Source organism: Barrientosiimonas humi (assembly GCF_006716095.1).
GTDB lineage: Bacteria > Actinomycetota > Actinomycetes > Actinomycetales > Dermatophilaceae > Barrientosiimonas > Barrientosiimonas humi.
The window spans coordinates 945,575-965,134 of the sequence record NZ_VFOK01000001.1; the positions used below are offsets into that span (position 1 = coordinate 945,575).

Here is a 19,560-nt window from a genome sequence, read left to right on the forward strand (position 1 = left end):
GCCGCGCAACCCGCAACGAGTGACCACTCAGCACGCCACGGGCGTGGCCGCGTCGGCGCCGAAGCGTGGGGGCGTGGTCGGCGTGGGGGGCGTGGCTCATGGTGCGGTGATCCAGACCGAGGGGGACCCGTAGGGCCGGCCGGTGGCGCGCCGGGCCCGCACGGGCGTACGCCCGGCGACGGCGTGTCCGGCGCGCGTCACGTGGATCTGCGCCGAGCACTCCGGGCGCGGGTCGTAGCAGCTGACCAGGAGTCGCCCGCCCGGGGTCGTGCTCGCGAGGGCGTTCGTGATCGCGGCGGCGTGCAGCCCGGCGGGAAGCACGTCCAGCAGCAGGTGCACCAGGTCGAACCGCTGCCCCTCCGGGTGCCGCCAGTCGAGGGCGTCTCCCACCCAGAAGCGTTGCGACCACTGCGGATTCAGCTCGCGTGCTCGCTCGACGAGCTCGGGGCTGATGTCGACGCCATGTGGCTCGACCAGGACCCCGCGCTCGGCGCCCCAGGTGACCATGCTGGCGGCGAGGTGACCGTTGGCGCTGCCGAGGTCGAGGAGGGTCACCGGCAGGCCCGGCCGTCCGAGGTCGTCGGCGAGCCCGTCGAGCGCGGCCGCCAGCCCCGACCGGGCGTCGCGCCAATCGTCCTCGTCGCCGCCGAACCCCGAGCCGCCGGCGTGCGTGCTCGACCGGAGGTAGGCGCCGGTGAGGGTGCGGCGCAGGTCGCGCTTGTGCCGGTCGTACGTCATCGCGTCCTGGTCCTCGCCGGCCGCCTCGACCAGGCGCGCCAGGGCGCCGTCGCCCTGCTGGGTCAGCAGGCGGGCCGCCTCGGCGATGGTCAGCGTGCGCGTCTCTGCGTCGCGTCGGTGCGGCTTCGCGCCGGTATAGAGAGACCCGTCCACCCAGAAGGCGACGTGCCGTCGTGCGTCGTCGATGGCGTACGCGTGCGTGCCCTGTCGTCGAAAACCCATGGCCTGCAACGGGATCCGCAGCACCGCGTCGTCCCACGGGTCCTCCCCGCGCAGCAGGCTGCCGCGCGGCGCGACCCAGCGCTCGCCGTCGCGGTAGAGCATGACCCGGCCCGGCTGCGGCAGGCAGACCACCGTCACGGCGCGGACACGCTCCCACGGGATGGTGGCGAGCTCGGCGGGCGCGAAGGACTCGGCGTCGCGGACCAGCGCGGCCCACGAGTCGTAACCGGCCTCTCGGGCGAGCGCGTGCTGGGCGTCGCTCAGCAGCACGGGGGAGTGCGGCCGGTGCAGCCGCGCGACCGCCGTGAGGTCTCCTGCGCGAGCGTCGGCCAGGAGCCGTCGCGCGGCCCGTCGGGCGGTGCGCAGGTCGGGGCGCTGCTCGGCGCGCGGGGAAAGGTGCTCGGACATGACGGTGCTCCTCGGGGCGCCGGAGGTCCGCTGGACCGGCAGAGCGACCGTGGGGCGGTCCTGCACGTGTGGAGCCGGGTGGCCTGGCCTTCCCGCGGACGGGCGGCGCCCCGGAGCGCCTGGTCAACCCTAGCCCCGCCGCGACGACGGCGGCCCAGAAACCACGACGGCGGACCACGTAATAAGTGGTCCGCCGTCGTACGAGCTGTGCCGCCGTCGAACGGCACGGCCGACCGCCGTCGCCGATGCCGGGCGGGGCACGGCGGCCGTAGGCTCGGGGCATGGCCACCTTGTTCACCAAGATCATCGACGGCGAGATCCCCGGGAAGTTCGTGTGGAAGGACGACACCTGCGTCGCCTTCCTGGTCATCGACCCGATCACCGACGGGCACACCATCGTGGTGCCGCGCGAGGAGGTCGACCAGTGGCTCGACGCCGACCAGGCGCTGCTGGCGCACCTCACCGACGTGGCGCAGCAGATCGGCCTGGCGCAGCGGGCGACGTTCGACGCGCCGCGGGTGTCGCTGCTGACCGCAGGCTTCGAGGTGCCGCACCTGCACCTGCACGTCTTCCCGATCACCGGTGAGGCCGACATCTCCTTCGCCAACGCCCAGCGCGGGCAGGACCCGGAGGTGCTCGACGCCAACGCCGCCAAGCTCAAGGCCGCGCTGCGCGACCAGGGCCACGGCGAGCGGGTGCCGGACTGACCGAGCCGGCCGCGGGCGTACGCCCTCCACCCCCCGAGGGGGAATCGCCGGGCTGGGTCGTGCGTTGTCCCGACCAAGACGTTGACCACCCTGCGACCAGGAGACACCTGTGCTGGACCCCGCCGCGCTCTACCGGCTGGAGACCGACCCGACCCGTGACGACCTGCACGCCTCGACGCTCATCGTGGCGCTCGGCGGGCTGATCGACGCCGGCATGACCCAGCGCCTGATGATCGACCACGTGCTCGAGGTCAGCGACGCCGAGGTCATCGCCTCCTTCGACATCGACCAGCTGCTCGACTACCGCGGGCGGCGCCCGGCGATGACGTTCAGCAGCGACCAGCTGACGTCGTACGACGACCCCACGCTGCTGCTGCACCGCGTCACCGACGAGGAGGGCAACGCCTTCTTCGTGCTCGAGGGGCCCGAGCCCGACTACCAGTGGGAGCGGGTCGTCGAGGCCGTGCGCCAGCTGGTCCGGCTCCTCGGCGTGCGCCTCGTCGTGAGCGCCCAGGGCATCCCGATGGCCGTGCCGCACACCCGCCCGGTCGGCATGACGCGCTACGCCAGCGACCGCAGCCTCATCCCCGAGAACGACCCGGTCTTCGGCACCATGCAGATCCCCTCCAGCCTGGAGAACCTGCTGCACCTGCGGCTGGCCGAGTCCGGCACCGACACCGTCGGGTTCGCCGTGCACGTGCCGCACTACCTCGCGCAGGTCGAGTTCGGCGACGCCGCCGTCGCGGCGCTGGAGGCCATCCACGGCGTGACCGGTCTGGCCATCCCGATCACCGACCTGGCCGCCCAGGCGGGGCTGCACCGCGCCGAGATCGCGCGGCAGATCGAGGAGAACCCCGAGGTCACCCAGGTCGTTTCGGGCCTCGAGCAGCAGTACGACACGTTCATGGAGGGCCGCGAGCGCAAGAGCCTGCTGGCCACCGAGATGGCCGAGCTGCCCTCCGCCGACGAGATCGGCGCGCAGCTCGAGCAGTTCCTGCGCGAGGAGACCGACGAGGTCGACGAGGACGAGGCGGTCGAGAGCGACCGGCACGACGAGGGGCCCGACTTCCTGCGCTGAGGTCTCGTGGGGCGGGTCTGGTCTCGATACGGCCTCGCCCAGCGGCTCGGCCTGCTCGACCAGCATGGGGGTGGGTCAGTCCTTGGCCTCCGACCAGCGGTGCACCAGGCGGGCGTCGACGACGAACCGCACCGGCGCCCCGCCCGACCAGCGGCGGCCGGCCGCGGCGAGGGTCTGCTCGACCAGGTCGAGCGCGCCCTCGGCGTCACGCTCGGGCAGCTCGATCAGCAGCTCGTCGTGCAGCATCAGCACGATCCGCCCGGCGCCGCTGCCGTGGTCGGCGAGGGCCGCGCGCACGGTCAGCGCCCACGCCTTGAACAGCTCCGCCGCGGCGCCCTGCACCACCGCGTTGCGCGTGAATCGCCCTGTCGCACGGGCCTGTTCGCCGTTCGTCGGGTGCGCGACGCGCACCACCCGCCCGCCGTACGTCTGCACCGGCTGCCCCTGCTCACCGCGCCGTGCCGCGGTCTGCAGGAAGCGCATCGCGGTGGGGTAGGTGCGCTCCATCCGCGCCAGGGCGGCGCCGGCCGGGCCGCTGGTCTGGCCGTACATCGCCGCGAGCACCGCGATCTTGGCCGTGGGGCGGTCGACGCCGAGCTGCCCGGCGACGTCGGCGTAGAGGTCGTCGGCGCGGCTCGCCTCGGCGAACGCCGGGTCGCGCGAGACGACCGCCAGCACCCGTGGCTCGACCTGCCCCAGGTCAGCGCGCAGCAGCACCCGACCCTCGGGTGCCGCGATGCCCGGCCGCAGCGCGGCGGGGAGGCTGTGCAGCCCGGCGCCGGCCGTCATCCGCCCCGCCCCGCCGTCGCACACCGTCCACGACCCGCGCAGCCGGTCGTCGGCGCCGACGTGCCGGTCGAGCCAGGCCCAGCCGTACGTCGTCGCGATCCGCTCGGCCTTGCGCCACTCCAGCAGCGGACCGACCACCGGGTGGGTGTGCCGGTGCGCCTCGAGCCGCCCCGATCGGGTGTCGTCGACCAGCACCCCGACGCCGCGCAGCAGCTCCAGCACCTGCGCCGGGTTGCGCAGGTCGGTGCCCTGGCGTCCGGGCACGTGGCGCAGCACCTCGGCGTCGCGCTGCCGCCGCAGCCGCACCGCCTCGGCCTCGCTGCGCGGCCGCTCGCCGGCGAACCGGGTGATCAGCCCCTCCAGCGTCGGCCGGTCGACGCCGAGGCCCAGCTGCTCCAGCTCGGTCACCAGCACCGCCGCCCCCGACTCGCTGTACGCCGTCGCCACCGCCTGCGGTCCGCGCTCGCCGAGCAGCGCGGCCTGGTGCCGGCAGACGTGCAGCGCGAGCGCACCCCAGGCGCTCAGCTGGTCGGGCCGGGGGAGCTCACCGGTGAGCAGCTGGGGCTCGAGATAGCCGTCGGCGCGCACCAGCCCCTCGTCCGCGGTCGGGGCGAGGTCGAACAGGTCACCCGTCGGCACCGGGGGCAGGCCGTCGTGGGGGAGTCCGACCGCGCTCGCCCACACCTGGTCCAGGCGCGCCGACCAGCCGCCGACGAGCAACCGGTGGACCTCCTGCAGGTCCCACCCGCGGCGCAGCCGGGCACCCCGGGCCGCGAGCGGCGCCAGGTCGGCGCGGTCCCACCACACGAGGCGGGTCGCGGGCGCGCTGCGCGCGAGCTCCTCGAGCACCGGCAGCAGCGCGCCGGCGTCGCCGGTGAAGCGCAACCTCCCGGCGCCCGGGGGGTCCCCGGCCGCGGCGCCGTCGGCCGGGACGCGGGAGGAGGGGCCGCCGTCGGAGGCAGCGGACGCGTCGTCGCCGGACTCGACGAGGGCGTACGTCTCGGTGCCGGGGGCGCGCACCAGCGCCAGCAACGACGAACCCCGCACCGGATCGCGCCGGTGCGGGGTTCCCTCGGTCTGGGTCAGTTGTTCTGGCCTCGGCCGTCGTCGTTGCTCTGCCAGGACGAACCCTGCGTCGGGTTGTTGCCCTGCTGCCACGGCTTCTGGTCGTCCTGCACCGGGGTGGCGCGGGTGGCCTGGTCGTGCACGTCGTCGCCGCCGCCCTCGACCGGTCGGACCGCCTGCGTGGGGGCGTCGTGGTCGCCGGACTGCCCGGTGCCCTCGCCCTGGCCGTAACCCTGGCCGAGCCCGCCCTGGTTGCCCTGCTGGCCCTGGTCGAAACCGCCCTGGCCGTAACCGGACTGGCCGCCCTGCTGGCCGTAGCCGGACTGGCCCTGGTCGAAACCGCCCTGGCCGTAGCCGGACTGACCGCCCTGCTGGCCGTAGCCCTGGCCCTGGTCGTAACCCTGCTGGCCGTAGCCGGACTGGCCGTAGCCGGACTGGCCCTGGTCGTAACCGCCCTGGCCGTATCCGGACTGACCGGCCTGCTGGCCGTAACCCTGCTGGCCGTAGCCGCCCTGGCCCTGGTCGTAACCCTGCTGGCCGTAGCCACCCTGGCCGTAGCCGGACTGGCCCTGGTCGTAACCGCCCTGGCCGTATCCGGACTGACCGGCCTGCTGGCCGTAACCCTGCTGGCCGTAGCCGCCCTGGCCCTGGTCGTAGCCCTGCTGGCCGTAGCCGCCCTGGCCGTAACCGGCGCCGCCGGCGTAGCCGTACTGACCCTGGTTCTGGTCGTAGCCGCCCTGCGTCGCGGGCTGAGCCTTCTTGCCGCGCATCAGCGAGAACGCGATGAGGGCGAGGCCGGCCAGCAGCAGGATCGGGCCGAGGATGAGGCCGAGCATGCGCATGGCGCCGCCACCGATGTTGTCGGCGCGCGGGCCGGCGAACAGGTTGCCGGAGCTGCCGTCGCACTGGACGGTGTAGGCGCCGGCGCCGAGGCCGTCGGTGCTGCGGGCGATCTCGTAGTAGGTGCTGCCGTCGGCCTCCACGGAGAAGTCGGAGGCGGGCCGGCCGAGCGTCGTGGCGTTGCCGTTCTGCTCGGCGGTGCAGGTGGAGCTGGCACGGGCGCCCTGCTCGGTGCTGAACACCGAGAAGCCGGCGTCCTCGGCGTTGATCGACTGTCCGTTCTGGAACGGGTTGAGCTTGACGCCACCGCCGGACATCAGCCCGACCACCAGCAGGACGAGCCCGATCAGGGCGAGCGCGGCACCGATCCCGAGGGGGGCCTTCGAAGACTTGGACATGCGCGAAACCTAACGTAAGGCGGGGCAGGTGAGCCTAACGACCCCGCGGACTTGTCGCGGATCTGACGCTTGATCCGAGCCAGCATCGCGACCATGCCGCGCATGCGCAACGGAGACACGGCCTGCGAGAGCCCGATCCGGAACGGGATGTCGTCGGGGACGCCCAGCACGGCCGAGACGGGCTGCCCGTCCAGACCGGTGTGCAGGATGCCGGCGAAGCCACGGGTCGTCGGTGCCTCGGGGGGCGCCCGGAAGAACAGGCGTACGACCGGCTCGGCGGCGCCGGGCCCCTCACCGGCGGCGTCGGCGGCGTCTTCCAGCTCGACCGCGAGGAACAGCGGCGACTGGCACTCGTGCACCTGCTCCATCTCGACGTCGGCGTAGCGCTCGGGCAGGTCGGGCAGCTCGTCGCTGAGCTCGAGCAGCAGCTGGAGCCGGTCGGGCTCGCTGAGCGCGTCGAAGTCGTCGATGACCTCGGCGAGCGGGGCCGGCAGGTCGTCGGTGACCTCGCTCACGACGGCTTGCCCTGCTCGACGGGCACACCGACGGAGTTGCCCCACTCGGTCCACGAGCCGTCGTAGTTGCGGACCTTGTCGAAGCCCAGCAGGTGGGTGAGCACGAACCAGGTGTGCGAGGAGCGCTCGCCGATGCGGCAGTAGGCGACGACGTCGTCGCCCGTGTCGAGGCCCTGCTCCTCGAGGTAGATCGCGGCCAGCTCGTCGCGGCCCTTGAAGCGGCCGTCGTCCTGGGCGGCGCGGGCCCACGGCACCGACTTGGCCCCGGGGATGTGGCCGCCGCGCACCGAGCCCTCCTGGGGGTAGTCGGGCATGTGCAGCAGCTCGCCGGAGAACTCACCGGGCGAACGCACGTCGACCAGCGGCTTGCCGAGGTGGCGCAGCACGTCCTCGCGCATGGCCCGGATCTGGGAGTCGTCGCGCTCGACCACGGGGTAGTCGACCGGCTCGACCTGCGGGACTTCGCGGGTGAGCTCGCGGTCCTCGGCGACCCAGGCGGCGCGGCCGCCGTCGAGGAGGCGCACGTCGGGGTGACCGAACAGCGACATGACCCACAGGGCGTACGCCGCCCACCAGTTGGACTTGTCGCCGTAGATCACGACGGTGGTGTCGCGGCCGATGCCGCGCTCGGACATCATCTGCGCGAACCGCTCGCCCCCGACGTAGTCCCGCACGACGGGGTCGTTGAGGTCGGTGTGCCAGTCGAGCTTGCGGGCACCCGGGATGTGGCCGGTGTCGTAGAGCAGGACGTCCTCGTCGGACTCCAGCACCACCAGGTCGGAGTCACCCTTCGCCAGCTGGTCGGCGAGCCACGAGGTCGACACCAGGCGCTCGGGGTGGGCGTAGTCGGCGAAGGCCGGGTTGTCGTCGATGGGTGCTGACATGGTCACCACGGTATCCGCCGGGTCCGACACTCCCGGGACACCCTTTGGGGGAGCGTCCGCGACGCGGGACCGCTGGCACAATGCGGGCCATGTTCGGATTCGGCAAGGACAAGAAGGACGAGACCGACCGTGCGGTCGCGCGCGCCAAGAACCCCGGAGAGGGCGGCGCGGTCGACGCGATGGCCACCGGGCTGGTCGAGCGGCTGCTCGCCACCGGTTTCGACGGCAAGCTCGCCTTCGACTCCGCCCACGAGGTGGCCCAGGCGGCCCTGAAGAAGCACAACGGCAACCGCGACAAGGCGATCGACGAGGTGATCGCCGACCACCGCAAGATGGCCGCGACCAGCGGTTTCGTCACCGGGCTCGGCGGCCTGTTCACCATGCCCGTCGCGCTGCCCGCCAACGTCATCGGCTTCTACCTGCTCGCCACCCGCATGGTCGCGGCCGTCGCGGAGCTGCGCGGCCACGACATCAACCGCCGCGAGCTGCGCTCGGCCGTGCTCCTCACCCTGGTCGGCACCGAGGCCGACGACGTGCTGGCCAAGGCCGGCGTCGCGACCACCGGCCGCCTCGCCGGCATGGCCTCGCAGAAGCTGCCGCCCGCCCTGCTGATGGTCGTGAACAAGGCCGTCGGATTCCGGCTCATCGGCCAGGTCGGCGCCAAGGCGTTCGCCCGCGTCGGCAAGGCCATCCCGGTCGCCGGCGGCGTGATCGGGGCGGGTCTGGACCTGCTGCTGCTCAACAAGATCGCGGCCAACGCGCGCGAGCAGTTCCCGACCGCCGGCGCCTGAGCGATGGCACCGAGCCGAGGTGTCCCGCGGCGGTCGCGCGCTGCCCAGTGGTCGGCGGTGCGCGAGCTGAGCAACGCCGTACGCCGGGCCAGCGCACCCGGTGCGCCGAGCCTCGCGACCCGCATGTCGGCGGTGCCGCGCATGGTGAAGGCGTCGTTGAACGGTGAGTACGACGGGGTCTCCCCGCTGCGCCTCGCGGCGCTGGCGGGGGCGGCGGCCTACGTCGTCTCGCCGGTCGACCTGCTCCCGGAGGCGGTGCTGTCGGTCGTCGGTCTCGCCGACGACGCGGTGGTGCTCGCCTGGTTCGCGACGGCGCTGGTGCAGGACACCGACGACTTTCTCGCGTGGGAGGCCCGGCGCAAGGGGACGGTGCGCGGCCAGCGGCTGCGCTGACCCGTCGGCGTACGCCGTGCACAGGGGTGCGAGACCGTCACCCGGTTTCCACAGGGGTCGCGTTCCCTCCTGACGGGGCGGTCCGGTCGCAGCACCGTGGGGGCATGACCGAGACCAGATCCGAACCCCGACACGTCTTGCACGGGCTGGGCGAGCTCGTCGCCTACGTCCCCTACCTGCTGGGCTTCCACCCCCGCGAGTCCGTCGTCGTGCTCGGCGGCGGGCCGGACGGTTACGGCCCCAGCGCGAGGTACGACATCGTCGCCCCGCCCGACCAGCGCGCGGAGCTGCTGCGCCAGGTCACGCAGATGATGCAGCGCGCCGGTGTCGCCTGGCACGACGTCGTGGTGTTCTCCGCCGCCCCCGATGTCGCGGCCGTCGCCGACGAGGCGGCCGAGGCGCTGCGGGCGGCGAACCCCGTCAACCACGTCGTGCTGGTGCGCCCCGCCGAGGGCGACCGGCCCGCGCAGTGGTGCATCGACGACTGCCGGTGCGGCGGCCGCTGCCCGCGCGAGGTGTGGCAGGCGGTGCCCGCCGCCGACCGCATCCCCGCCGTCGCCGACCACGTGCTGGGGGAGCGCACGCCCGCGGCCGAGCGCGAGGACCTGGTGCGCTCGCTGCGCCCGGCTCCGCTGCGCCCGGGCGCGGTCGCGCAGTGGGTCCAGACCCGCGTGCTCGGCCCGCACGAGGAGGGCGAGCTCGACGACCTCGACGACCGCTTCGCCGACTGGGCCGAGGCCACGGCCGACGACGACCTGTGCGACGACTGGGACGACGCGTGGGCGGCGGAGTGGGGCGAGCCCGACGACGATCGCGACGATCCCGACCTCGACCCCGACCACGTCGGCCCCGCCGGTGGGGAAGCGCTGCTCGACGCGCTCGAGCGGTCGGCGCAGGCGGCGAGACGGCTCGCCTGCCCCAACCCGTACGTCTGGGGCGACTACCCCGCGGCGCTCGCCCGGGTGCTCGACCCCTCGCTCGACGCGCCGAGGGTGCGCGACCTGCCCGTCGGCGACCTCGGCACGGTGCTGATGACGCTGCGCGAGCGGAACCTGCGCGACCACCTGATGGGCTGGCTGGCGATGACGCCGATGACGGTGCCCGGCCTGTTCCCCGACCTCACGCGGGCGATCCGCCGGGCGGGCGCCGTGCCGTTCGACGACCGGGTGCTCACCCCTGCCGAGGTCACCCGCGTCACCGAGCGGCTGCGCGAGCTGGTGCGCTCCGCGCCGGAGCCGATGGTGCCGGCTCCGGCCACGCTGCTGGCGTACTGGTGCTGGACGCACGGCGGGGGAGCGCTCGCGCTGGTCGCGCTCGACCGCGCCCTGGAGGCCGACCCCGACTACCGCATGGCAAGGCTGCTGATGCAGGTCGTGACCCACGGGATGCGGCCGCTCGACCTGTGTCCCACGACGCGAGAGGCGGCGGTCTGACCGCTCGGCCCGGTGCTAGCGTCGGTCGCGTCAAGAGTCTCAGCGACAAGCCCCGGCTGGCTGAGCGGCAACCCTCCACCGCGGTGGGGTGCCCCGGGTGAGGACAAGGTCGGCGACGCCGTCGACAAGCGCGGGGCAGCGACAGGTGCGAGCCCCCTGACCGGGAGCGAGGCCGATGACGCTGCAGGACCGACACCGCCCGCTGACGCGCCCGGCCTACGGCCGCCGCCCGGAGTGCTGGGTCCCGCTCGGTGCGGGCACCAACCCCGACGCGTTCGGGCTGCGCGTGGGTTCGGTGCCGCTGGAGACCGGGGGGCTGCTGCCCGACGTGGTCGTGGCGGTCCAGACCTGGGGCACGCTCGCCCCCGACGGCAGCAACGCGGTCCTGGTCGAGCACGCCCTCACCGGCGACACCCACGTCGTCGGCCCACCCGGTCCGGGGCAGCCGACGGCTGGCTGGTGGCCCGGGCTCGTCGGACCCGGCGCCGCCATCGACACCGACCGCTGGTTCGTCGTGGCCACCAACGTGCTGGGCGGCTGCCGCGGCACCACCGGGCCCGCCACCGAGGCCGCCGACGGGCAGCCGTGGGGCTCGCGGTTCCCCGAGGTCACGATCCGCGACCAGGTCCGGGTCGAGGCGCTGGTCGCCGACCTGCTCGGCATCCCCGCCTGGGCGCTGGTCATCGGCGGCTCGATGGGCGGGATGCGCGCGGCCGAGTGGGTCGCGACCTATCCCGACCGCACCCGCGCCGCCGCCGTCGTCGCCGCGTGCGGCGCCGCGACGGCCGACCAGATCGCCTGGGGCCAGGCGCAGACGCTGGCCATCGAGCAGGACCCCGACTGGCGGGGCGGCGACTACCACCGCAGCGGCGTCTCGCCCGACCAGGGCCTCGGGCTCGCGCGCCGCATCGCCCACACGACCTACCGCAGCGCGCCGGAGCTCGAGGAGCGCTTCGGGCGCTCGCCGCAGCCGGGGGAGGACCCGATGCGCGGCGGGCGGTTCGCGGTCGAGAGCTACCTGGACCACCACGCCCGCAAGCTGTCCGCCCGGTTCGACGCCGGGAGCTACGTCACGCTCACCCGCGCGATGGCGACCCACGACATCGGCCGCGGGCGCGGCGGCATCGCCAAGGTGCTGCGCCGCTACACCGGCGACCTCGTGGTGGCCGGGGTCGACAGCGACCGGCTCTTCCCGCTGGAGCTCTCCCAGCAGCTGGCCGCCGCGCACGGGCGCCGTCCGGCCGCCGTCATCGAGTCGGCGCACGGCCACGACGGGTTCCTCGTCGAGGTCGACCAGGTCGCCGATCTCGTCTCCGGCCAGCTCGCCCGATTGGCCTCCCGCCACCACCGCCGCGTCGGGTAGCGTCAGCCGCACCGGTGGCGCCGACGCCCCGGAGACGCCGCAGCGCAGGAGGCTCGAGATGACCGTGCTCGTGGGATTCGTCCCGACCGCCGAGGGGCGCGCCGCCCTGACCCGCGCCGTCGACGAGGCGCGGCGGATGTCCACCCAGCTCATCGTGCTGGACTCCGGCGGCGGCCAGTCGTCCGAGCTCGACGCCGTCGTCGCCGAGGCCGAGCAGTCCGGCGTGCAGGTCGAGCGCCGCCCCATCGAGCACAAGAAGGACCCGGCCGAAGACATCATCGCGGTCTCCGAGAAGGAGGGCGTCGACCTCATCGTCATCGGGCTGCGCCGGCGCACCCCGGTCGGCAAGCTGATCCTCGGCTCCAACGCCCAGCGCATCCTGCTCGACGCCGCCTGCCCGGTGCTCGCGGTCAAGGCCGACGCCGCCGACTGACCGAGGTGCCGCCGAGGGGCGAGCCGGCACCGGCGTACGTCGGGCTCGGGGGCCGCCCGACCCGCCGCCGGAGACGGTGGAACAACGCCACGGCGTGGGCGGTTGGAAAGAACGTCCCGTGCGTCGTTTTATAATGGTCGTGGAGCGTTCAGGAGATCAGCGTTCATCAGGTCCCCGATCAGGCGAACATTGATCCCAGACCGCGAGGCCCGCTCCACCCCCAACAACTCGGGCGCCGCCGACCGGCGGTGTCTCGTGGTGCCCAGACGGCGCCGCCCCGTGACGGAAGGTTGCTCGTGACTTCAGCGTCGAACCCCCCTGCCGACAGCGACGCCGGCGACGGCCGACGGGCCGTGCCTGCGACGTCGACCAAGCGCACCGTGTCGGCCAAGGCCCCGGCCTCGACGACCAAGAGCACCACCAAGCGTGCGGCGTCCAAGACCGCCAAGGCGACCCCGGCCAAGAGCGCCAAGTCCGCCGCGAAGCCGGTCGACGGCAAGAAGGCCGACACCGCGAAGTCCGCGACCACCAAGACCGCCGCGAAGTCGGCCGCGCCCAAGAGCGCCGCCAAGAAGACCGCCGCGACGAGCAAGACGGCCGCGGCCAAGACCACCGCCAAGAAGGCCGCCAAGAGCTCCCCGGCCAAGGCCGACGAGGCCACCGAGACGACCGAGGTCGTCGAGGAGGTCGAGGTCGCCGAGGGCGAGACCCCCGCGCAGCCGGCCCCCGAGGGCAGCACCGACGAGGCCGGCGGCTTCGTCATCCGCCAGGACGACGACGACGACGCCCCCGCCCAGCAGGTCGTCACCGCCGGTGCCACCACCGACCCGGTCAAGGACTACCTCAAGCAGATCGGCAAGGTCGCCCTGCTCAACGCCGAGCAGGAGGTCGACCTCGCCAAGCGCATCGAGGCCGGTCTGTTCGCCGAGGAGAAGCTCAACTCCGGCGAGAAGATCGAGATGAAGCTCAAGCGCGAGCTGTGGTGGATCGCCCAGGACGGCAAGAAGGCCAAGAACCACCTGCTCGAGGCCAACCTGCGTCTGGTCGTCTCGCTGGCCAAGCGCTACACCGGCCGCGGCATGCTCTTCCTCGACCTGATCCAGGAGGGCAACCTCGGTCTGATCCGCGCGGTCGAGAAGTTCGACTACACCAAGGGCTACAAGTTCTCGACCTACGCCACCTGGTGGATCCGGCAGGCGATCACCCGCGCGATGGCCGACCAGGCCCGCACCATCCGCATCCCGGTGCACATGGTCGAGGTCATCAACAAGCTCGCCCGCGTGCAGCGGCAGATGCTGCAGGACCTCGGCCGCGAGCCCACGCCCGAGGAGCTCGCCAAGGAGCTGGACATGACGCCCGAGAAGGTCGTCGAGGTCCAGAAGTACGGCCGCGAGCCCATCTCCCTGCACACCCCGCTCGGCGAGGACGGCGACAGCGAGTTCGGTGACCTCATCGAGGACTCCGAGGCCGTCGTCCCGGCCGACGCCGTGAGCTTCACGCTGCTGCAGGAGCAGCTGCACTCGGTGCTGGACACCCTGTCCGAGCGCGAGGCCGGCGTCGTCTCGATGCGGTTCGGCCTCACCGACGGCCAGCCGAAGACGCTCGACGAGATCGGCAAGGTCTACGGCGTGACCCGCGAGCGGATCCGCCAGATCGAGTCCAAGACGATGAGCAAGCTGCGCCACCCGAGCCGCTCCCAGGTGCTGCGCGACTACCTCGACTGAGCGCTCCCGCGGCGTCTCGCCGCCCGAGCCCGAGCCCGGCCCGGACCCGTGATGGGTCCGGGCCGGGCTCGTCTCGTCTCGGCTGGTCCGCGCGGGCGTGCGGGCACGCGGGCCGGTCACGCTTCGGCGGTGGACCGCCGGGGGGTGCGGTGGGGCGCACGGTTCGGCGGTGGACCGCGAGGGCGTGCGGGCGGCGCTACCCCCTGCGGCGCTGGGCGAGCCGGTCGTAGCCGCGGCGCGCCGCGCGGCCGGGGGCACCCGCCACCCGACGTACGCCCTCGGCCAGGGCCCGCCGGCCCGTCGCCGGGAACGCCACGGCCGAGACCCGGGTGGGCAGCGAGGACTGCTCGCGCACCTCGCGCACGATCCGGTCGGCGTCCTGCTGCAGGGTCGGCGGCTCGCCGGCGGGGGAGGCGTAGCGGGCGCGCTCGAGCGTCTGCACCGCGCGGTGCAGCGCCTCCTTGCCCTCGGCCTCCAGCGGCGCGCGCTGACGGTAGTGCTTCTCCAGCTGGCGCGGGCTGCGCTCGCCGGGGGAGTCGATGCCGAGGTCGTGCAGCCGCGACTCCAGCGCGCTCCACTCGGCCTCGACGTGGTCGCGCGGCTCGGCCGCGGCGCGCAGGTCCTGGTCGCGCCGCCAGCGCGCGGCGAGCGGCAGCACCATCGCGCCGGCGCCGCCGAGGATGACGGCGAGCAGCAGCCAGCGCAGCCACACCGGGAACCAGTCGCGGCCCTCACCGGCGGCCTGCGGCGCGGCCGACGGCGACGCGGTGGGCGCGGCGCTGGTCTGCGGGGCGGCGCTGCTCTCGCTCGGCTGGGCGGTGGTGCGGGTCGCGCGGGTGGCGGCCTCGTCGGCCTGCGGCAGCGTGTACGCCGGCACCTCGCCCGAGCGCACGCCGGGGGTCGGCTCGAACCGGGTCCAGCCCATGCCGGGGAAGTACAGCTCGGGCCAGGAGTGCGCGTCGGCCGCCCGCACCTGCAGGTTGCCGTTCTCGGCCGGGGAGCCCGGCAGGAAGCCGACCGCCATCCGCGCCGGGATCCCCTCGGCGCGGGCCATCATGATCATCGCGGTGGAGAACTGGGTGCAGTACCCGCGGCGGGTGACCAGGAAGTTGCTCAGCGGGTCGTAGGGCTGACCGTCGGGGCCGTTCTGCGTGGGCGCCAGCTGCAGCGAGTAGGTGAACCGGGACGGGTCGCGCAGCCAGTCCTGCATCGCGACGGCCTTGCCGAACGTGTCGTTGTCGTCGACGCCCTCGAGCGCCGCGGCGTTGGCCGCGGTGATCTGAGCCGTCGCCCGCGGGTCGGTGCGCAGCGTGAGCGGGTCGACCTGGGAGATCACCGGGCCGTCGCCGGGGCGGGCGTCGTCGGCGAGCACCTTGTAGGTGGTGCTGTACGCCGACGTGCGCTCGCGCACCCGCGGCTGGACCCCGGCGGGGTCGTAGTACCACGGGCTGCCCTGCATGTTGGCCTGCTCGACCGGCCACGGCGAGGCGATGTAGGGCTGCGTCAGGCCGTTGCCGACCACGTTGATCCGCTCGAGCCGGCGCGGGGTCTCGGAGTCCATGCCGATCGGGTCGGGCATCCGGGCGTTGTCCCGCCCGGTCACCGTGCGCGGGGGGTCCTCGCGCACCCACTGGCCACCGGCGTACGACGAGAGCGTGAGCACCTTCAGCGGCGGCGGGTTGGAGTCGGTGGTGGCATAGGTGAGGATCGGCGTCTGGTTGTCGCTGTTGAGGTCGGTCGACAGGTCCAGGGTGTCGGTGAAGCCGACCGAGGCGACGTCGCTGGACCCGGTGCGCTGGGCCAGTCCGTCGGCGAGATAGCGCGGCGGCAGGTGCGGGATCACGGCCGGCAGGGCGAGGGCGATGACGAGCGTCACCAGGCCCATCCAGCGCGCGGTGGCCGAGAAGGCGCCGAGGCCGAGCCGGTCCTCCTGCCGCTCGGGGGTGCGCGCGAACGCCTCGGTGGAGGACCAGGTGCTCACCTGGTTCATGCCCTGCTGCAGCAGCAGCACGAGCCAGACGACCGCGAGCGCCAGGAAGTAGACCGGGTTGAGGGCCTCGCCGGAGTTGGACGTGGAGAACAGGAAGATGCCGAGCAGCGGCAGCCCCGCGGCCGCGGGCATGCGCAGCCCGGCGGCGAGCACGTCGACGACGACGCCGACCAGCGGCAGGGTCAGGCTCAGCACGAACAGCACGCCCGGCGACAGCGGCGCGGGCGCGGAGTACGTCGTGAGCGTCTCGCGCGCGTCGAGCAGCAGGTCGTTGACCGCGAACGGCAGCTCGTCCCAGGCGGTCGGGACGAGCGTGTCGCCGACGTGCAGGGCCAGCACCGCGAGCACGACGGTGACGACCTGCACGGTCGCGGTGGCCCAGGTGCGCCAGCCGGCGTAGCGCCCGGCCATGCCGATCGCGGCCTGCAGGAGCAGCAGCAGCAGGACCGGCCGCACCCAGCTGCCGTCGTCGAGCAGGGTGGTGAGCGGCCAGCTGGCCACGAGCGTGCCGAGCGCGGCGAGGAGTCCGGGGACGACCCGGGCGCGGGTCATCACGTGAGCACCCCCGGCCGGCCGGAGGCGGTGAGCAGCTGCCACGCCTCGGGGATGCTGGTCTGCCCGCCGACCGGGACCGCCCGCCAGCCGGCGCGGTGCAGCAGCGCCTGGTGACCGAGGGTGACCTCGCCGACCTCGGCCGCGCCCTGCTGGAACGCGTCGGGGTCGATGACCATCGCCTGCGCGCCGGTGCCGGGGCGGCGCAGCGCCGCGAGGGTCGGCATCGACAGGTCGTCGACCGAGGTCACGACGGCGACGAGCCCGCCGGTGCGCTCGGTCAGGTCCTGCGCGGCCTGCACGAGGCGCTCGTGCTCCTCGTCGCTGCCGCGCTCGGCGACGGCGAGCTGCTCGAGGACGCTGGCGGGGTCGAGGTCGGTGTCGAGCTCCCCGGCGGCGAGCGTCTCGCGGGTCGCGAGGTGCAGGGTGTAGCCGAACCGGCCCAGGTGAGTGGCCACGGAAGCAACAGCGCTCACGGCCCACTCGAAGGTTCCCGAGTAGCTGCCGGGGGAGTGCCCGCTCTCGCGCGAGTCCAGCAGCAGCACCGCCGAGCGGCGGGCCGGGCGGTCCTCCTGGCGCACCATCAGCTCGCCGCGGTGCGCGGTCGCCGGCCAGTGCACCTTGCGCAGGTCGTCGCCGTCGCGGTAGGCGCGGATGCTGACGTCGTCCTCGCCGTGCAGGGCGACCATCTGCGGCGTCTCGCCCTCGATGCCCATGCCCGACCCGGCCGGCTGCCCGGCGCCCAGCGGCACCACGCGCGGCAGCACGACCACCTCGCTCTCGGAGCGGACCATCAGGTCGACGTGGGTCAGGCCGAACGGGTCCTGCTGCTGCAGCGCGATCGGCCCGAGGCGGTGCCGCCCGCGCACCTGGCTGCGGATGGCGTACGTCAGGCGCCGGCGGGCGCCCGGCTCGAGCCGGGGGAGCAGGAAGCGGGGTCGGTCGCCGAGGACGAAGTCGACCTGCTCCTCGGCGGTGTAGAGGGTGGTGCTGCGCGACCCGAGGTTGACGAAGTCGACGGCCACGTCGGCGCGCTCGTCGGGCTGCAGCCGGGTCGGCACCACGTGCCGCTCGACCGACAGCTGCGGCGGGCGGCGACGGGCGATCAGGCGGGCGACCAGCGGCAGCGCCATGAGCAGCACGCCGATGCGGGTGAGGTCAGGGAAGCCCAGCAGCACACCGGCGAGGACCAGCACGACGCCGCAGGCGAGCAGTGCGCGCCCGCGCCCGGTGAGGGTGCGGAATCTCTTGGCTCCGGCCACGGCTCACCGCGCCGCGGAGGGGACCGGGACCCGGCGCATCAGGTCGTGCAGCACGTCGGTGGTCGTGCGGTGCGCGACCTGGGTCTCGGCGCTGGGCAGCAACCGGTGCGCCAGCACCGCCGGCACCAGCGCCACGACGTCCTCGGGGATGACGTGGTCGCGGCCCTCGAGGGCGGCGTGCGCCCGGGAGGCCCGCAGCAGCTGCAGCGCCGCGCGCGGCGAGGCGCCGAGCCGCAGCATCGAGGTGGTGCGGGTGGCCGCGGCGATGTCGACGATGTACTGCCGCAGCCCGGGGCTCGCGTGCAGCGACTGCACGTGGTCGGCGAGCCGCTGCACGGTGGCGCCGTCGGTGACCGGGCGCAGCGTGTCCAGCGGCGAGGTGGCGCCGTGCGTGTCGAGCATCGCCAGCTCGGCCGGGCCGGTGGGGTAGCCCATGGAGATGCGGGCCATGAACCGGTCGCGCTGCGCCTCGGGGAGCGGGAAGGTGCCCTCCATCTCGATGGGGTTCTGGGTGGCCATCACCATGAACGGCCGGCGCAGCGTGTAGGTCGTGCCGTCGACGGTGACCTGGCCCTCCTCCATGCACTCCAGCAGCGCCGACTGGGTCTTGGGCGAGGCGCGGTTGATCTCGTCGCCGACCACGATGTTGGCGAAGATCGCGCCGGGCCGGAACTCGAACGTGCGGGTGTCCTGGTTGAACACGCTCACGCCGGTGATGTCGCTCGGCAGCAGGTCGGGCGTGAACTGGATGCGGCGCATGGGGCTGTCGATCGAGCGGGCCAGCGCCTTGGCGAGCATGGTCTTGCCGACGCCCGGGATGTCCTCGATGAGCAGGTGCCCCTCGGCGAGCAGCACGGTCACGGCGGTGCGCACGACGTCGCTCTTGCCCTCGATGACCGAGGACACCGCCTGGTGGATGTCGCCCGCGACCTTGCGCAGCTCCCCGAGGGCGGATTCGGACGGAGGGGTGGCCACGTTCGTCGGGGCGCCTTGATGCATGAGCACGATCCTGCCCGATGCGCCTGTGTGCTGCATCAACAAGGCCTCTTCTCGTTGCGCGCACGAGGTGATGCTCGTCTCGGGGCGGGGGCCGGAGCCGGTGCGGCACGCCCCTTCGCCACCCCGCGCCACCCGGTTCCCCACTTCCCTCCACCGAGCCGGTGGTGACGGGCTCTGGCGGGCCCGGCGAGGGCGTACGGCGGGGTCGGGGGCGGCCTGGCCGGCGCTACGGCGGAGGATCCTCCCCACTGCGCTCCACCGCGCACCCACAGGCCGCTGACCTGCACAGACGCCGCGGTTCGGCAGCGAAAAAGTCCGCCGAAACCGCCCCGCGGAGGCGTGTCGTGGGGTGAAGTGGAGTATGGTGGGGGACATCGGTTGGTGGTGGTGCTGACCCTGGTCTCCCGGGAGGTGGTCGTCGATGTTCCTCGGCACCCACCACCCACGGCTGGACGACAAGGGGCGCCTCTTCCTCCCGGCGAAGTTCCGCAAGGACCTGGCCGGCGGCCTGGTCGTCACCCGTGGTCAGGAGCGCTGCCTCTACGTGTTCTCCATGGCCGAGTTCGAGCGGATCACCGGCGAGATGAACAAGTCGCCGGTCACCGCCCGCGGGGTGCGTGACTTCCAGCGCGTGTTCCTCTCGGCCGCCTCCGACGAGATCCCCGACAAGCAGGGCCGGGTCACCATCCCCGCCGTCCTGCGGGAGTACGCCGGGCTCGACCGCGAGTGCACGGTCATCGGCGCCGGGTCCCGCGTCGAGGTCTGGGCGACCGCCGCGTGGGAGGCCTACCTGGCCGACACCGAGGAGGCCTTCTCCGAGCAGTCCGAGGAAGTGATCCCCGGGCTGCTGTGAGCCGCTGACCGATCCCGACCAGCCGACCCACCGACCACCACCCGACCGACCCGAGCACCCCGCTCGACCGTGAGGTCTCCACCCGCTCCACCCGCGACCGGCGTCACTTCCCCGGCGCCGGAG

17 protein-coding genes and 1 riboswitch are annotated in these 19,560 nt (G+C 73.8%); of the genes, 9 read left to right on the plus strand and 8 right to left on the minus strand.

The features are described from left to right. Positions 1 to 96: 96 nt before the first annotated feature. The gene (locus FB554_RS04460) at positions 97 to 1,368 is read right to left on the minus strand and encodes a class I SAM-dependent methyltransferase (protein WP_142004831.1); all 1,272 of its coding nucleotides are present in this window, start codon (positions 1,366 to 1,368) and stop codon (positions 97 to 99) included. 281 nt (positions 1,369 to 1,649) lie between these two features. Here FB554_RS04460 and FB554_RS04465 point away from each other — a divergent pair, with 281 nt between their 5' ends. Continuing rightward, positions 1,650 to 2,075, plus strand: a complete 426-nt coding sequence (locus FB554_RS04465; RefSeq protein ID WP_142004833.1) for an HIT family protein — start codon at positions 1,650 to 1,652, stop codon at positions 2,073 to 2,075. A gap of 109 nt (positions 2,076 to 2,184) precedes the next feature. Next, complete coding sequence (locus FB554_RS04470; protein ID WP_142004834.1) at positions 2,185 to 3,153, plus strand: PAC2 family protein; 969 nt, start codon at positions 2,185 to 2,187, stop codon at positions 3,151 to 3,153. Positions 3,154 to 3,228: 75 nt separating this feature from the next. Here FB554_RS04470 and FB554_RS04475 read toward each other — a convergent pair whose 3' ends face one another. From FB554_RS04475 to FB554_RS04490, 4 genes are read right to left on the minus strand one after another with little or no spacing between them, the layout of a single operon-like run. After that, positions 3,229 to 4,989, minus strand: coding sequence for a DNA polymerase (locus FB554_RS04475; RefSeq protein WP_170206780.1), 1,761 nt, complete (start codon positions 4,987 to 4,989; stop codon positions 3,229 to 3,231). A 35-nt stretch (positions 4,990 to 5,024) separates the two neighbouring features. Further along, positions 5,025 to 6,245 carry a hypothetical protein gene (locus tag FB554_RS17295; protein WP_211344530.1) on the minus strand — a complete coding sequence of 407 codons (1,221 nt, stop codon included), beginning with the start codon at positions 6,243 to 6,245 and terminating at the stop codon, positions 5,025 to 5,027. Then, on the minus strand, positions 6,194 to 6,760 hold the full coding sequence (locus FB554_RS04485; RefSeq protein WP_142004837.1) for a SufE family protein: 567 nt from the start codon (positions 6,758 to 6,760) through the stop codon (positions 6,194 to 6,196). The genes FB554_RS17295 and FB554_RS04485 overlap by 52 nt, the downstream gene beginning before the upstream one ends. Further along, a complete protein-coding gene (locus FB554_RS04490; protein ID WP_142004838.1) occupies positions 6,757 to 7,644 on the minus strand; it encodes a sulfurtransferase in 888 nt (295 codons plus the stop codon). The genes FB554_RS04485 and FB554_RS04490 overlap by 4 nt, the downstream gene beginning before the upstream one ends. 89 nt (positions 7,645 to 7,733) lie before the next feature. Between FB554_RS04490 and FB554_RS04495 the strand changes: the two genes are divergently transcribed. The 6 genes from FB554_RS04495 (at position 7,734) to FB554_RS04520 (ending at position 13,781) form a co-directional block, all read left to right on the plus strand. After that, positions 7,734 to 8,435, plus strand: coding sequence for an EcsC family protein (locus FB554_RS04495; protein ID WP_142004840.1), 702 nt, complete (start codon positions 7,734 to 7,736; stop codon positions 8,433 to 8,435). Between the two features lie 57 nt (positions 8,436 to 8,492). Continuing rightward, positions 8,493 to 8,828 (plus strand): YkvA family protein, encoded by a 336-nt coding sequence (locus FB554_RS04500; protein ID WP_236022266.1) that lies wholly within the window; start codon positions 8,493 to 8,495, stop codon positions 8,826 to 8,828. Positions 8,829 to 8,932: 104 nt separating this feature from the next. Next, positions 8,933 to 10,261 carry a DUF4192 domain-containing protein gene (locus FB554_RS04505; protein ID WP_142004842.1) on the plus strand — a complete coding sequence of 443 codons (1,329 nt, stop codon included), beginning with the start codon at positions 8,933 to 8,935 and terminating at the stop codon, positions 10,259 to 10,261. A 28-nt stretch (positions 10,262 to 10,289) separates the two neighbouring features. Continuing rightward, positions 10,290 to 10,398: riboswitch (SAM riboswitch) on the plus strand. A gap of 38 nt (positions 10,399 to 10,436) precedes the next feature. After that, positions 10,437 to 11,624 (plus strand): homoserine O-acetyltransferase MetX, encoded by a 1,188-nt coding sequence (gene metX, locus FB554_RS04510; protein ID WP_170206781.1) that lies wholly within the window; start codon positions 10,437 to 10,439, stop codon positions 11,622 to 11,624. A gap of 58 nt (positions 11,625 to 11,682) precedes the next feature. Next, positions 11,683 to 12,057 (plus strand): universal stress protein, encoded by a 375-nt coding sequence (locus FB554_RS04515; RefSeq protein WP_142004844.1) that lies wholly within the window; start codon positions 11,683 to 11,685, stop codon positions 12,055 to 12,057. 248 nt (positions 12,058 to 12,305) lie between these two features. Then, positions 12,306 to 13,781, plus strand: coding sequence for an RNA polymerase sigma factor (locus FB554_RS04520; protein WP_420809461.1), 1,476 nt, complete (start codon positions 12,306 to 12,308; stop codon positions 13,779 to 13,781). 196 nt (positions 13,782 to 13,977) lie between these two features. Here FB554_RS04520 and FB554_RS04525 read toward each other — a convergent pair whose 3' ends face one another. Genes FB554_RS04525 through FB554_RS04535 form a run of 3 tightly spaced genes read right to left on the minus strand, consistent with a single transcriptional unit; the run spans position 13,978 to position 18,584 of the window. Beyond that, positions 13,978 to 16,323: a transglutaminase TgpA family protein gene (locus tag FB554_RS04525; protein ID WP_142004848.1), complete on the minus strand. Its 2,346-nt coding sequence runs from the start codon at positions 16,321 to 16,323 to the stop codon at positions 13,978 to 13,980. Continuing rightward, positions 16,323 to 17,585 (minus strand): DUF58 domain-containing protein, encoded by a 1,263-nt coding sequence (locus tag FB554_RS04530; protein WP_142004850.1) that lies wholly within the window; start codon positions 17,583 to 17,585, stop codon positions 16,323 to 16,325. Before FB554_RS04530 ends, FB554_RS04525 begins: the two co-directional genes overlap by 1 nt. A gap of 3 nt (positions 17,586 to 17,588) precedes the next feature. Further along, on the minus strand, positions 17,589 to 18,584 hold the full coding sequence (locus FB554_RS04535; protein WP_142004852.1) for an AAA family ATPase: 996 nt from the start codon (positions 18,582 to 18,584) through the stop codon (positions 17,589 to 17,591). A 421-nt stretch (positions 18,585 to 19,005) separates the two neighbouring features. Between FB554_RS04535 and mraZ the strand changes: the two genes are divergently transcribed. Next, positions 19,006 to 19,437, plus strand: a complete 432-nt coding sequence (gene mraZ / locus FB554_RS04540; RefSeq protein ID WP_142004854.1) for a division/cell wall cluster transcriptional repressor MraZ — start codon at positions 19,006 to 19,008, stop codon at positions 19,435 to 19,437. Positions 19,438 to 19,560 lie beyond the last annotated feature (123 nt).

Bases quoted from the DNA above. Each gene is read 5' to 3' on its own strand.
- FB554_RS04465 (WP_142004833.1), top strand. From the start codon at position 1,650: ATGGCCACCTTGTTCACCAAGATCATCGACGGCGAGATCCCCGGGAAG.
- mraZ (WP_142004854.1), top strand. From the start codon at position 19,006: ATGTTCCTCGGCACCCACCACCCACGGCTGGACGACAAGGGGCGCCTC.
- FB554_RS04505 (WP_142004842.1), top strand. From the start codon at position 8,933: ATGACCGAGACCAGATCCGAACCCCGACACGTCTTGCACGGGCTGGGC.
- FB554_RS04515 (WP_142004844.1), top strand. From the start codon at position 11,683: ATGACCGTGCTCGTGGGATTCGTCCCGACCGCCGAGGGGCGCGCCGCC.
- FB554_RS04495 (WP_142004840.1), top strand. From the start codon at position 7,734: ATGTTCGGATTCGGCAAGGACAAGAAGGACGAGACCGACCGTGCGGTC.
- FB554_RS04460 (WP_142004831.1), bottom strand. From the start codon at position 1,368: ATGTCCGAGCACCTTTCCCCGCGCGCCGAGCAGCGCCCCGACCTGCGC.
- metX (WP_170206781.1), top strand. From the start codon at position 10,437: ATGACGCTGCAGGACCGACACCGCCCGCTGACGCGCCCGGCCTACGGC.
- FB554_RS17295 (WP_211344530.1), bottom strand. From the start codon at position 6,245: ATGTCCAAGTCTTCGAAGGCCCCCCTCGGGATCGGTGCCGCGCTCGCC.
- FB554_RS04525 (WP_142004848.1), bottom strand. From the start codon at position 16,323: ATGACCCGCGCCCGGGTCGTCCCCGGACTCCTCGCCGCGCTCGGCACG.
- FB554_RS04490 (WP_142004838.1), bottom strand. From the start codon at position 7,644: ATGTCAGCACCCATCGACGACAACCCGGCCTTCGCCGACTACGCCCAC.
- FB554_RS04535 (WP_142004852.1), bottom strand. From the start codon at position 18,584: ATGCATCAAGGCGCCCCGACGAACGTGGCCACCCCTCCGTCCGAATCC.